Origin of the sequence: Limnobacter parvus, from assembly GCF_024623725.1 — a bacterium.
Taxonomy (GTDB): Bacteria; Pseudomonadota; Gammaproteobacteria; order Burkholderiales; family Burkholderiaceae_B; genus Limnobacter; species Limnobacter parvus.
This window is the reverse complement of the sequence record NZ_JANKHG010000027.1, coordinates 210239-224187: the sequence shown is the minus strand read 5'-3', so window position 1 is coordinate 224187 and position 13949 is coordinate 210239. Positions and strand designations below refer to the sequence as shown.

Genomic DNA, 13949 nt, shown 5'->3' with positions numbered 1-13949 from the left:
TCAGTTTTTTAGCAGAAAACAACAAACCAACCAATTTTGGGGGAGTAAGGGCAAGCAGAAACCAGCTGAAATTAAGGCATCATTCAACCTCCAGATTTTTTGCATCCAAAGGATTTTCAAATGACTCAATTCGACAATGTTTCTGTGGTGAAAGCGGCCAATATTTATTTCGACGGCAAGGTAAGCAGCCGCACCGTTTTATTTGCAGACGGCACCAAGAAAACCTTGGGCATCATGTTGCCCGGCGACTATGAATTCGGCACCGCTGAAAAAGAGATCATGGAAATTCTGGCTGGCGAAATGGACGTGTGCTTGCCCGGTGAAAGCTGGAAAACAATCACGGGTGGCCAGGCCTTTGAAGTGCCTGCCAACGCAAAATTCCAGTTGAAAGTGAAGACACCTGTGGATTACTGCTGCAGCTACATTGCGTAACTAAGTTAGGTCATTAAACTACGCAATCAAACCGGCGCAACAAACCTTCCAAACTCAAGACTGCCTGTGCGCAATGTAGGGGCGGTGCCGGGGAACAGCCAGTATGGCTGTGCCTCGGAGGAAGGCACCATGTTGGGAAAACGATCGTCGGCCGGGTTCGGCCCGGCCATGCTTTTTTCCTGAACCATGGAAATGTATTGATCCACCACGTATTCCTGCGTGTTGCCGTTGATGATCACTTCAGCACCGGTGCGTTTTGCAAAATCGGCCAAACCACTGATTTTTGAATGTTTGGGTTCATAGGCATCCAGACTGACTCCGTTTTCACTGGTCACCAACAAACCATTGTCAGTGTTTGCAACAATTGAATGATTGCCTTCGGTGTGGCCTTTTGTTCGCACAAGCGCCACCGCGCCGTCGCCCAACCAAACGCTGTCATCCAGCAGTTCAAGCCGCTCTGGTGCTATGCCTTGTGTACCATTTGGGCAGTACCACTGGTTTTGCCAGGGAATCAGGGATTGCGCGCTTTCCCACTCTTCCCGCATCACTAACAGCTTGGCATTTGGAAACACAGGTACTAGCCCATTCGCGCCCAGCCAGCGGCTAACGTTCTGCGTGTGAAGGTGGTCGTAAGTGATGTAATCCACGTCTTCGGGGCGTAAACCTATACTGGCCAAACACTGCAACACCGTGGATGTTTTTTTCAGCACCAAGGCTTCCATTACTCCCACCAAGGGGCCAGCTTTCCGGTCTAGCTCAGCGAAGAAAGGCGTGGCGCGCTGGTTTTCCCAGTCCGATGGACTCACCAACAAAGTTTTTACACCCTCACCGCTGGAAAATTGAATGACGAACAAACGGTTGCACAAATGTACAAACGGCATGGGCAAACCAAGTGCATTCAGGTAAGCAAACTTGCTGGGGTACGGCACGCGCACCAACTCGAATGATTTGTAAAAAAGCACTTTGGGTTTTTTAAGCATGTCATGGCGAAAGTCTTTTGCCGCTTCGCGCACATTGTCCACGCGTTGCATGGGGCGAAGTGCATCCCGAGTGCCGTCAAAATGAGCAATGCGTGTGAACATGGTTGGAGTGCCTTTAATCTGTGGTTGCGCTTTGTGAAACAAGCTCACTATAATTTGGACAAGAAATCTTGTCAAAAGTGAAAACTGAATGATCAAAACACCCACGAGGGCATACGGTGGCGTGACCGCTGACCAGCGCGCCGAAGAGCGCAAAGCGCGCTTGCTTGCTGCAGCATTGGAATTGTTCGCACGCCAGGGCTATGCACGCACCACGATTGAGGCACTGTGCACGGAAGCGAAAGTAACAGCACGACACTTCTACCAGTTGTTCGACAGTCGTGAAGCGATTTTGCGCGCGCTGTACGACAACATCATCGCAGATTTGCGTGCAGGTGTTTTGAAAGCCATGTCCGCACCCAACCTTGCCTTGGCAGAGCAAATTCCTTTGGGGGTTAGCGCCATGGTTCACCACTATCTGGAAGACAGCCGCCTGGCGCGTGTGGGTGTTCTTGAGGTGGTGGGTGTTAGCCCAGCAATGGAAACGCGCAGGCGTGAGGCCATTCACGACATGGCGGGTTTGATTGAAGCCTACCTGGGTAGCCTGGTAGCACGCGGTGATTTGCCAAAACGCAATTACCACCTGGTCAGCATTGCGCTGGTGGGTGGAATCAATGAGCTGCTGGCCGAGTGGTTGACTTTGGAAAACCCGCCCGACATTCCGGAACTCAGCGAAGAAATCATCAATATTTTGAATGCGCTGATTCGTGGAGCCGCGCAATGATGGCACGAACCAGCACAGCAGGTGTGCGCGATGCGCTGGTATTTCACGCCCTGTTTTTTGCCGTCGCCATTCCAGTGGCGTTGAACGTGGAAGGCAATGCCTTGGGCATTGCACTGATGGTGTTTGCAGTGGCTTACAACATTGCCTTGCCCTGGGTTGGCCACTGGCGTGGCCACACTGACTGGGTACAGCTATGGAAATTCCTGCTGCCCCTTTCAATTGCCCTGCCCTGCGCCGACTGGATGCTGGTTGAACGCATGGGTACGCTGACTTTCCCAGACCATGGCATACCCCGCCTTGGCGGTGCAGTTCCGCTTTACTTCATGGGCCTGTGGATCATGCTGCTGTGGCAGGTGTGCTGGTTTGCACTGGCCACCCCAAAACCCTACCCAGTGGTGGCAGCCCTTTCGCTTGGCGGGTTTCTAGTTTGGGAATGGGCTGCGCGCCCCATGAATTTGTGGCATGCCCAAAATGTTCTTCAAGTTGAAGGCTTTGCAATTTATCCTTTGATTCCTGAAATGCTGTTGGCCATCGGCGCATTGTGGCTGTGGCAAATTCTGGGCAAGAAGCACTACGCTCAACAAATTCTTGGCGCATTGGCCCTTGCGGTTTTTTACGCGGGCGCGCTTTCCCTCTCACTGCTCTGGATAGGCTAACAACTCAATGAACAATGAAATGAACACAATTGAACTGAATCAACCCTTTACCTTGCCCTGTGGCGTTGTGTTACCCAACCGCTTGTGTAAAGCCGCCATGACTGAAGGCGTGGCCAACGCCAAACTGCAAGCCACGCAGCGCCACGCCACCTTGTACAAACGCTGGGCCGAGGGTGGTGCCGGTATTTTGATTACAGGCAATGTGCTGATCGACCGAAATATTCTGGAGCGCCCGGGCAATGTATCCATTGACCCTGCACCCGAGCAAGGCGAACCACAAGGCATGGACGCCCTGCGCGCGTGGGCAAAGGCTGGCACCAGCAACGGCAACCAATTGTGGATGCAAATTTCACACGCCGGGCGGCAATCGCCACGCTACGTGACCACCCAGCCCGTGGGCCCATCCGCAGTTCAGCTTGAACTGCTGGGCAATTACGCAGCGCCACGTGCCTTGCGCGAAGACGAAATTCTGGACCTGATTCAACGCTTTGCACGCGTGGCCCGCATTGCCAAAGATGCTGGTTTTACTGGTGTACAAGTGCATGGCGCGCACGGTTATTTGTTGTCGTCGTTTCTGTCGCCAGTGACCAACCAACGCACTGACCAGTGGGGCGGCAGCCTTGAAAATCGCGCCCGTTTTTTGCTGGAGGCAGTGCGTGCCGTTCGCAAAGCTGTAGGGGCCAATTTTCCGGTTGCGGTGAAGTTGAATTCAGACGATTTCCGCAAAGGCGGATTTTCCAATGAGGAATGCCTGCAGGTAGTGAAGTGGTTGAACGATGAAAAAATCGACCTGCTTGAAATTTCAGGCGGCACCTATGAACAACCCCGCTTACTGGGCCACACTGGTGCCACAGATTCTGTGAAAGACGAACAACCCGCTGTGCGCGAAAGTACCAAGAAGCGCGAAGCGTACTTTTTGAACTATGCCAAAGCGATTCGGGAAGTGGCAACCATGCCCTTGATGGTTACAGGTGGGTTTCGCAGCCGGGAAGCCATGCAAGAAGCGTTGAATGATGGCGTGTGCGACGTGATTGGTCTGGGCCGTCCACTTTGCACTCACCCCGACACACCCAAACAATTGATGAACGGAAAAATCGATCGCGCGGCCAGCTTCGAGCACATGTTGAAACTGGCTGACAAAGGTATTTTCTCGCCGGTCAGCCCTGTACTTCCACTGAAGCTGATCAATGTATTGGGCGCACAGGCCTGGTACTACCAGCAAATTTTCCGCTTGGCCGACGGCCTTGAAGCCAAACCATCGATGAGCCTGATCGGGTCATTTTTCAAATATTTATTCAATGAATGGACAACCGCATTTAAAGTGAAACGTTCTTCACGCTAACACCGTTCAACATTCAGGAGAATTTCATGTCAAGAAGCGCGCTGTACTCGCCCCAAAAACAAAGCGGGATGGGTTTGTTGGCCTCTGTAGTATTGGCAGCAGGTGTAGTGGCGGCCGGTTTCTTGATGGCGACTGCGCTGAAAGACTTCCGAAAGTACGATCAGTTTATTGAAGTGCGTGGGCTGGCCGAAGAAATTGTGAAATCCGACAAAGCCAGCTGGAACCTGTCGTTTTCTGCTGTGGCGGAGTCGCCGCAAGCAGCAAGCCAGGCCTGGAACACGAAGCTGGAAAAACTGGAAACCCTGGTGCTGGGCATGGGATTTGAGGCGGCGGACATTCGCCGCCAGCCCATGAATGTATTTGAAAACGTGAACCCGAATGGTGGGTTTGTGGAACCGGAAAAACGCTGGCGCGCACAGGGCGGCATTGTGCTGGAAACCGCCAAAGTGGATGAAGTTGAACAAGCCACGCTGAAAACCGATGTGTTTCTGAATGAAAACATTGTGCTTGAATCAAGCTATGTGCAGTTTTACTTCACAGACTTGAACACCATCAAGCCACGCATGTTGAAAGCTGCCACCGAAAACGCGAAGGAAGCAGCGCAAACTTTCGCGACCGATTCTGGCGTTACAGTGGGTGCTTTGAAAACAGCCACTCAAGGACTGTTTTCAATTTCTGCACCGTTGAGCGAATACGGTGGCGACAACACAGTAATGAAGAAAATCCGCGTGGTCACCAAGGTTCAGTATTTGGTGGAATAGTACAGCTGTAAAAATCATGTACTATCCTTGAGATGCGTGTGCTGCGTGCGCTTGGGGCTGACCCAAATACGGAGAACGACTTTTTCGTTTTCCGTAAGGATATTAATATGAGTACCAACGCACAACATTCGCACACCAAACAGTCTGCCATTCAGCGTTTTATTAACAGTGAAGCCGCTGGCGGCATCCTGTTAATGCTGGCTGCCATGTGCGCGTTGGTCGTTGCAAACAGCCCACTGGCAAGTACTTATCAGCATTTCCTGCATTTTGAAATTGGCCCTGAACTTAGCGAGAAACTAGGCCCAATGACGACTCACCTGTGGGTCAATGATGGCCTGATGGCGATCTTTTTTCTGCTTGTGGGTCTTGAAATCAAGCGCGAGCTGGTTGACGGAAATCTTTCCTCATGGGAGCAGCGCGCGCTGCCGGCTTTGCCAGCGCTGATGGGTATGGCTTTGCCAGCTGGGATCTTCCTGTACTTCACGTCAGGCGACCCCATGCTTACAAACGGCTGGGCGATTCCTGCAGCAACCGACATCGCCTTTGCAATGGGCGCCTTGGCCCTGTTGGGACGACATGCACCGCTGTCGCTAAAATTGCTTCTTGTCTCGGTCGCAATTATTGACGACATGGGCGCGGTGGCGATCATCGCTATTTTCTACACTTCCAGCATCAACATTGGCGCGCTGGCTGCAGCGGCGGCGATCCTCGCCGGCATGTTCTTGATGAACAAGCCGCGCGTGATGAAGCTGTGGCCCTATTTGATTGGTCTTGCATTACTTTGGTATGTCACCTTGCTTTCGGGCGTGCATGCCACCATCGCGGGCGTTGTCGGTGCCTTTATGATCCCTTACATTCCAACGCCTGGCACGCCGGATGCACCTGAGTCACCGTTGCATCGACTCGAACACGCACTGGCCCCATTGGTCGGTTTCTTGATCGTACCCATATTTGGCTTCGTCAATGCCGGGGTTTCATTTGAAGGCCTGTCCCCTTCCGACATGCTGGCGCCGCTGCCCCTCGGCATTGCGGCTGGCCTTTTCCTCGGCAAGCAGCTGGGCGTATTTGGTGGCGTAGTCATTGCGGTAAAAACCGGGTTCGCTGCGAAGCCCCGCGGTACCACGTGGTTGCAAATCTACGCCGTCTCGATGCTTTGCGGAATTGGCTTCACGATGAGTTTGTTCATCAGTGGCCTGGCTTTCTCGGGAAGTGCCGAACTTGTCGAGGAAGCAAAAATCGGTATTCTTCTCGGATCCATCTTGTCTGCGATCATTGCTTGTTCAATACTTCGTTTCGCACCCAAGGCAGCCGATCAGCTTGAACAAGAGACCGCGCAGAATGAAGAACTTCTGCGCGACGGGGACGTTAAAAACATCTGAAGTGCAGACCACCGTAAAACATACCTCGATCGCTTTACGAGTTGGTTTTACGTGTTGGTCCTACACTTCATGCACAAACAACTCACGTTCGAACCGAATTTGAGGCCAGAACACGCCATCCTCTGCCCGTTCGCCAGCGCCAATCACCATGATCGGAAAGGCGTTGTCGTTCAGCTTTAGCAATTTACGCACGCGGGCTTCGTCATAGCCCTCCATCATGCAGGTATCGAACCCATGGGCACGGAAAGCCAACACCAGGTTTTCGCAGGCCAGCGCGGCGCTTTTCGCTGCCCACAATTCCACTTCACTGCGTGTGTAGGGGCCACGTGGAAGCGGCGCAATCAAGCCACCCACATTGGATGCAGCCTTCTTCACCATGGCAAAGCTGTTCAAGGGGCCGGGTGAATAGTTGTAGGGAATCAACTGGTAATAACGGCGTACCAAGGTGGGCACTTCCGGCATGGGCCAGTCTTTGATCATCTTTTTGGAAAACTCGCTAACCCGGTCGACACGCGCCACACACACAATCAATTCCTGTGCGGTTTTTGCAGCCAGTTGGCCCAAACAGGCTGTGACCAGTTTGGCTTTTTTGGCTGGGGTTTTCACCACATAGAATTCCCAGGGCTGCAAACCCGATGAACACGGCGCCAGCAAAGCCATGTCGAGACATTCATCCAACACCTCTTTCGGAATGGGCTTGTCAGTGAACTTGCGCACCGACCTTCTGCTTTCCACCACTTTCTTGAAGTTTGCTGCGCTAATTCCTTTTGGCGCAGGTTCGTAATAGCGTTGCTTACCGTCTACTTCAATGGTCTTGAATTTGCGTGCTGATGCTTTCATGTTTTGCGTGCTCCAAGCTGCTTAAAGGTCGAACCGAGTTTCAAATAAATTTTCTTGAAGCCATGTTCAAAATCATCCATCAAGGTGTACACCACAGGGATTACCAACAGGCTTAAAAAAGTAGAGGTCATCAAACCGCCAATTACCGCAATGGCCATGGGGCTTCTAAAGCTGGTGTCTGCATCGCCCGTACCAATTGCAATGGGCAACATGCCCGCTGCCATGGCAATGGTGGTCATGATGATGGGGCGTGCCCGTTTGTGGCAGGCATCAATCACTGCATCCAGCCGGGTCATGCCTTTTTCATTGCGCGCCATGATGGCGTACTCCACCAGCAAAATTGAATTCTTGGTGGCAATGCCCATCAACATAATCAAGCCAATTAATGAGGGCATGGAAAAACTTTTTCCGGCCATCAACAAACCCACAAAGGCACCACCCAGGCTAAGCGGCAGTGCCGCAAGAATGGTAACTGGCTGCAAGAAATCTTTGAACAACAACACCAGCACCACGAAAATACACAACACGCCGGTGAGCATGGCCAACCCAAAACTGGCGAACAGTTCTTCCATTACCTCGGCGTCACCAATGTTTCGCTGGGCTACACCGGGCGGAAGGTTCTTGATGCTGGGCAATTCCTGAACAGCCGCAGCCACGTCACCCAAGGGCTGACCCTGCAATTCAATTTCAAAGTTCACATTGCGGGCGCGGTCGTAACGATCAATCACCGACGGGCCAGCATTCATGCCCAATGTGGCCACCTGGTTCAGCGGCACACTGGGCACTCCGGGCTTGGTGGATGGCACAGCCAGCCGCTCAAGCACGCTTAAGTCTTTTCTGGCTTCATCATCGAGACGAACCACGATGGGCACCTGGCGTTGTGGCAAATTCAATTTTGGCAATGCCGCATCGTAATCCCCCACTGTGGCAACTCGCAGGGTTTCACCCATCGCTGCGGTGCTAACACCCAGATCAGCAGCTTTTGCAAAATCGGGTTTGATCCAGATTTCAGGGCGAACCAATGCAGCGCTCGATGCGATTGAACCCAAACCGGGAATGGTGCGCAAATCGCGTTCCACTTCGCTTGCAGCTTTTGACAAGGCATCACCATCTTCGCCGGAAAGCACCAGCACATATTTTTCACCCGATGCACCCAAACCCACTTTGTAACGCACACCCGGCAGGTTGCTGAGCGCTTCGCGCATTTGGGTTTCAGTGACCTGCTTGCGAACGCTTCGCTCGCCGCGCGGATCAAGCAACACGGTCAGCGTGGCCTTACGCACTTCGCCCTGCCCGCTCATTACAAATGGATCGGTACCGGCAGCCCCACCACCAATGGTGGTATACACACTGCGCACATATTCAACTTCACTCACGAGTTCGCGTGCGCGCTCTGCCGCCTTTCGGGTTTGCTCGAAAGTACTGCCCGGTTGTAATTCAATGTAAACCTGGGTTTGCGACAAATCATCGGGTGGAATGAAACCAGTGGGCAACAGGGGTATCAACATGATGGAACCGATGAAAAACGCACCGGCAGCAATGCAGGTGATCAACCTGTGTGCAAGCGCCCAGCGCACCCAGTCCAGGTAACGAAGCATCATTTTTCCGGGTTCGTTTTTTTCGTGTTCGTCGCCTTTGGATTTCAGCATGTAGGCAGCCATCATGGGTGTTAACATGCGCGCCACCACCAGGGATGCAAAAACAGCCAAGGCGGCTGTCCAGCCGAACTGCTTGAAAAATTTGCCCGCAATGCCGCTCATGAATGCGGTCGGCAAAAACACAGCAATCAAGGTGAAGGTGGTGGCAATTACTGCCAGGCCAATTTCATCGGCGGCTTCACGCGCAGCATCCAATGGATTTTTGCCCATGCGCAAGTGGCGAACAATGTTTTCCACTTCCACAATGGCGTCGTCCACCAAAATACCCACCACCAATGACATGGCCAACAGCGACACCACATTCAAGCTAAAGCCCAGGTAGTACATGCCGGCAAAGGCGGGAATAATCGACAGTGGCAAAGCCACTGCCGAAACAAAAGTAGCGCGCCAGTCGCGAAGGAAAAACCACACCACCACCACGGCCAGAAAAGCACCTTCATAGAGCATTTTCATGGAGCTGGCGAAGTCGTCTTCCACCGGTTCAACGAAGTTAAACGCCTCTACGATGGTCAGGTCGGGACGCTGTTGCTTTAGCGCATTCAGCGCTTCTTCAACACCAGCGCCCACCTCCACTTCACTGGCACCTTTGCTGCGGGTAATCTCGAAACCTACCACCTCTTTGCCATTCAGCAATGCCTGTGAACGCCGGTCCGCCACGGTGTCGGTAATCGTTGCAATTTCAGGCAAGCGCACATTGCGGCCGTTGCTTAAGGTAATTGAAATGTCTTTCAATTGGTTGGCGTTTTCAACCGTGGCGATGGTGCGCAGGGGCTGCTCACCCACACCCAGATCTGCCCTGCCGCCCGCTGCTTCAAGCTGGGTATTGCGCAACTGGCGAGAAACATCGAGAGCACTGACGCCCAGCGCCTGCATTTTCAGCGGGTCAAGTTCAACCACCACTTCGCGGTTCACGCCACCCACGCGGCTTACCGCGCCCACACCTTTAACATTCAGCAAAGTTTTGGTGATGGTGTCGTCGACATACCAGGACAAACCTTCTTCATCAAATGCAGTCGATGCAATGGTGTACGCCAACACGGGGGCACCACTCAATTCAAGTTTGTTGACCACCGGATCGCGAAGGTCGGTGGGCAAATCGGCACGCACGCGGGACACTGCAGAGCGCACATCGTCCACCGCTTCCTGGGTGTCTTTTTCAAGGTTGAATTCAACCGTGATGCTGACTATGCCGTCTTGAATCTTGGTGTAAATGTGTTTGAGCTGCTGCAGCGTGGCCAGTGAATTCTCGATTTTGCGCGCCACATCATTTTCAAGTTGCGAAGGCGAAGCGCCCGGCAAGCTGGCAGTGACCAATACAGTGGGCAATTCAATATCGGGGAACTGCTGAATCTTCATGCTGGAAAAGCTGAACAGCCCCGCCACAGTCAGCAGGAAAAACAGCATGACCGAGGGAATCGGATTCTTGATTGACCAGGTGGAAACGTTCACTTGACCACCTTCACCACGTCGCCGTGCGCCAGAAATGCCACGCCGCTTCTCACCACCTTGTCGCCTGGTTTCAATCCATCCAGTACTTCAATGAATTCGCCCTGTGCCTTGTTCACTTGCAGCTTGATGCGCTGCACCTGACTGTTGGTTTCGTCCAGCGTAAAGGCATAGGTAAAACCATCGCGTTCAATAATTGATGTTTGCGGTATCACGGTGGCGGTTTGTTCTCCCAGATCAAACTCACCACGCAGGTACATACCGGGCTTTAAGCCTTTGGCATAGGCACCGGGTACATCGACATACACCATGCCGTTTCGGGAGTCAGCATTGATCACCGGGCTGATGGTGCGCACCGTGCCTTTCAAGGTCTGCGCTTCATTGAACACCGCAACCGGCATTCCTACCTTGATTCGGCTTAACTCAGAATCAGTAACCTCGGCCTGCCATTCCAAACGCTGTTGGCGAACCAAGCGGAACAGCTCCTGCCCCGGGTTGGGCACCGCACCCAGTGTGGCGGTGCGTGAACTGATTACTCCGTCATCAAGCGCGGTTACCGTGGAATTTCGTAGTCGAATTTCCTGTTGGGTTTGAAGCGCCTTGGCAGAAAGCAAGCGGGCTTGAGCAGACTTCTCTGCGGCCACAATCTGGTTGCGCTCTTGTGCACTCACCGCACCCTGATCGGTGATATTACGGATCATGTCGGCGTTCAGCTTTGCCTGTTCATACAAGGCTTGCGCTTCCGCAACGCCCGCTCGGGCCTGGGCCAGATCGGCCTTGATGGTTTCCTGATCAAACACCGCCAACGTTTGGCCTTTCTTTACCGTGTCACCCACTTCCACGCGCAAGGCGTCGATACGCACACCATTCAATTGCGAACCAATAATCGCCTCTTGCCAGGCCGCCAAACTGCCGTTGACCGATATTTTCAAGGGAATGGATTTTTGCTCAACCGCAGCAAGCTCAACTGACAAACTGGCTTTGCCGGGTGCTGCGGATTCAGTGGAATCGCCCGTGGCAGTCTTTTCTGCGCCGGGAGAGCAAGCGCCAAGTAGAAAAGCGGCAGCAAGTGTTGCGCACCGATTCAAGGTCAATAACTGGAAGAATTTCATTGCTTGTTTTCCTGACTGCGTCGTTTGCTTTCACCGTCCAGCATGGCGCGGGCGTAACCTGCCAACCGTTCGGACAATGTGTCGATTGCCTTGGCACTGCCCATCAATTTTGGGCACACCACATCCACCACGTCTTGGGCCACATAGAAGTTCACGGCCATGCCCATCATCGCAAAGGCCAACCTTTGAATGTCAAGGTCGGGTTTGTTCAAGCCGAAGTAAGCGGTCAACATGTTCACCAACGCCATGTGCTGTGGTTTTATTTCCGCATCAATTTCGTGTTCCCAGGCCCCAGTGGGCTCGATCATTTCCCGGAAGTGCAACTTCATCACCAAGCGAAATGTTTCACCGTGCTTCAAAGGCTCCAGAAAATCACGGAACAACTGCTTCAAGGCTTTGTCCACATCGTTGCTGTTCAAGTCGGGTATGCCCTGCTCGAAAGGGGTGCCACACAGCGGCTCGGTGTAGGCAGCCCGATAAAGACCCGCCTTGTCACCAAAGTAGTAACGAATGGATGAGATGTTGGCACCTGCTTTTTCAGCTATTTCACGCGTGGACGCGCCTTCATAACCTTTTTCAGCAAAAGTGGATAGAGCTGCCTGCACCAGCTTTTGCCGTGCAGACTGCTGTTTGTCTTGAAGCATGAAGAATTCCGAAATTAATTCAATCGATTGATTTAAATGTATCAAACGATTGAATTGAACTCAACAATTATCGCTATCAAAAAATATTGAATTGGTATTGACGCTGAATAACATTTCCAAAGCTGTCTTCGGAACTGACCAAATATGCACCGGCCTTCCCGATTTGGTCAGGAGACAGGGACAATCGACGTTGGCCATATACACAGATTGGCTCAGGTTCAAGTCCGGTTGAAATGCAAACCGACTGTCGATTTGGGGGGGTAACCAGGGTAATAACCACCGACCTGAGCATGGGAGTGGAAGCATACTCAAACAAATTCGCCAGCGATTCATTGCTTAAAACAGGAAAGTCACTTGTATTCACAGCAGCAGACGAATCGATCCGGACTGGGCGTGAACGATTAACAAAATTCAGCTCGCCAAATCTCTGCGTCAAGTCCATGAACACTTCGCCGGCCCTGGAATTGGCGGTCAGCCCATTCACAAAATTACCAAAGCCCACGTTGGTGCAATTTGCTCCCTCGGCGGCCATGGGATCCGGTTGGACCACCAACAGATTGGTAGTTGCGGCGCATTGTCCTTCTGCAGCTTTGGATACGCTGAATAGTCCAGTGGTACCAGAGCCCGGTGCACTTTGCACCAGCTCCGCTTTAACGAGATTCGAATTGACCAATTCGGCAAACCCGACAGGTTGCATGCCGAACGGGGTCACTGGTGCCTGAATAAACGCACCGGATTGCACGGTTGACGCCGGCGCAGGAAAGCCATTTGCGCCAACGACCTGGTCAAGTCTGTCAATTCGCTTAACCTTGGCGGCAAATGGCTTGAAATAGCCTCCAGACAACTTCAGTGGATTGAGCTGTGAGTCTCTGCGCTCCACCTCCAGGTCATAAAACTCGCGACGAATCACCTGTGTAAAGTTTGAATTCCCGAAGTCTTCGGCGAATCGAGTCAGCGGGCGGGAAAAGCCAAGCCGAATCTGACAACGATCAAACAATGTTGCAGTATCCGCAAAGCATCTCAAAATTTCAAATCCAGACACCGACACAAGACTGGGATTGTTGTAGACCTGAGCGAAGCTGCTGACACGGTAACCCTGATCATCCTGAAAATCAGTGTGCATTACATTTCGAAGATTAGTCTCGGACAAATTACCAGTTCGAAACGCATTGTCAAAAGTTTGAACCAATGCGGCCAAAGCGGACGGGGAAACCGACTCAGATTCTAGCGGACGCTGAAGAACAGGGCCGTTGGCCTGAGCAGGACTTACACTGACCTGCAAAGTCGGATTGGGTTTGCTTGTCAGCACCAGAGCGGCCCCATCGAAATCGATTTGCACCAAGTCGAACACCGCATCAATTCCCGTTGAGTCGGGACGAAAAGCAGCATCAGAAAAGAAATTCACGGCAGCAGGCGACAATATATAGTTTGCAAGCGCATTTTGCAGAACACGGGAAAGACGAACGATTTCAGTTGCTGTTATCTGCCCGCTGTCCAATACTTTCGTCAACGCTGTTGTGGCTGGGGTGATGTTTGCAATGCGCTGGCCCTGAAGCACCACGGTGCGCAGTTCAACATCTGGACGCGCTGGGTTGGTCGCAGTAATCTGAAGTGGAAACGTAAACTGCGAAATATTGTTCAAAGTGAATCGACCTGAAGCGTCGCTTCGTGCAGTCACCACGACTGCACCGTTGGTGGCCGTTATTACCGAGTCCCGAACTGGTGCGCCTGTGGCCACAAAGCCTGTAATGCTATTGACCGATACTGCGCCTCCAGCGGCGCCAGCGCCGTTATCCCCACCACCACCGCCGCATGCAGTCAGGTAAAAAATGCTGATTGAAAGTATCCAAACACGGGCAAATAGGGGCTTCATAAA

At 52.5% G+C, this 13949-nt stretch carries 12 protein-coding genes; 6 read left to right on the top strand and 6 right to left on the bottom strand.

Going from position 1 to position 13949, the window contains the following annotated elements:
* The first annotated feature begins 120 nt into the window (after positions 1–120).
* Complete coding sequence (gene ppnP, locus NSP04_RS14700; protein WP_257513106.1) at positions 121–432, top strand: pyrimidine/purine nucleoside phosphorylase; 312 nt, start codon at positions 121–123, stop codon at positions 430–432.
* Positions 433–458: 26 nt separating this feature from the next.
* Here ppnP and NSP04_RS14695 read toward each other — a convergent pair whose 3' ends face one another.
* Positions 459–1514: an MBL fold metallo-hydrolase gene (locus tag NSP04_RS14695; protein ID WP_257513105.1), complete on the bottom strand. Its 1056-nt coding sequence runs from the start codon at positions 1512–1514 to the stop codon at positions 459–461.
* 88 nt (positions 1515–1602) lie between these two features.
* Between NSP04_RS14695 and NSP04_RS14690 the strand changes: the two genes are divergently transcribed.
* The 5 genes from NSP04_RS14690 (at position 1603) to nhaA (ending at position 6373) form a co-directional block, all read left to right on the top strand.
* Positions 1603–2235 carry a TetR/AcrR family transcriptional regulator gene (locus tag NSP04_RS14690; protein WP_257513104.1) on the top strand — a complete coding sequence of 211 codons (633 nt, stop codon included), beginning with the start codon at positions 1603–1605 and terminating at the stop codon, positions 2233–2235.
* Positions 2232–2891: a DUF6989 domain-containing protein gene (locus NSP04_RS14685; protein ID WP_257513103.1), complete on the top strand. Its 660-nt coding sequence runs from the start codon at positions 2232–2234 to the stop codon at positions 2889–2891. The genes NSP04_RS14690 and NSP04_RS14685 overlap by 4 nt, the downstream gene beginning before the upstream one ends.
* Before the next feature lie 7 nt (positions 2892–2898).
* Entirely contained in the window at positions 2899–4233 is a 1335-nt protein-coding gene (locus tag NSP04_RS14680; RefSeq protein ID WP_257513102.1) for an NADH:flavin oxidoreductase/NADH oxidase family protein, read from the top strand.
* A gap of 26 nt (positions 4234–4259) precedes the next feature.
* The gene (locus NSP04_RS14675) at positions 4260–4994 is read left to right on the top strand and encodes an SIMPL domain-containing protein (RefSeq protein ID WP_257513101.1); all 735 of its coding nucleotides are present in this window, start codon (positions 4260–4262) and stop codon (positions 4992–4994) included.
* Positions 4995–5101: 107 nt separating this feature from the next.
* On the top strand, positions 5102–6373 hold the full coding sequence (nhaA, locus tag NSP04_RS14670) for a Na+/H+ antiporter NhaA (protein ID WP_257513100.1): 1272 nt from the start codon (positions 5102–5104) through the stop codon (positions 6371–6373).
* Between the two features lie 60 nt (positions 6374–6433).
* Here nhaA and NSP04_RS14665 read toward each other — a convergent pair whose 3' ends face one another.
* The 5 genes from NSP04_RS14665 to NSP04_RS14645 form a co-directional block, all read right to left on the bottom strand.
* Positions 6434–7213, bottom strand: a complete 780-nt coding sequence (locus tag NSP04_RS14665) for a nitroreductase family protein (protein WP_257513099.1) — start codon at positions 7211–7213, stop codon at positions 6434–6436.
* On the bottom strand, positions 7210–10320 hold the full coding sequence (locus NSP04_RS14660; RefSeq protein WP_257513098.1) for an efflux RND transporter permease subunit: 3111 nt from the start codon (positions 10318–10320) through the stop codon (positions 7210–7212). Before NSP04_RS14660 ends, NSP04_RS14665 begins: the two co-directional genes overlap by 4 nt.
* A complete protein-coding gene (locus NSP04_RS14655) occupies positions 10317–11429 on the bottom strand; it encodes an efflux RND transporter periplasmic adaptor subunit (protein WP_257513097.1) in 1113 nt (370 codons plus the stop codon). Before NSP04_RS14655 ends, NSP04_RS14660 begins: the two co-directional genes overlap by 4 nt.
* Positions 11426–12073 carry a TetR/AcrR family transcriptional regulator gene (locus NSP04_RS14650; protein WP_257513096.1) on the bottom strand — a complete coding sequence of 216 codons (648 nt, stop codon included), beginning with the start codon at positions 12071–12073 and terminating at the stop codon, positions 11426–11428. The genes NSP04_RS14655 and NSP04_RS14650 overlap by 4 nt, the downstream gene beginning before the upstream one ends.
* A 76-nt stretch (positions 12074–12149) precedes the next feature.
* On the bottom strand, positions 12150–13946 hold the full coding sequence (locus NSP04_RS14645) for a carboxypeptidase-like regulatory domain-containing protein (protein WP_257513095.1): 1797 nt from the start codon (positions 13944–13946) through the stop codon (positions 12150–12152).
* Positions 13947–13949 lie beyond the last annotated feature (3 nt).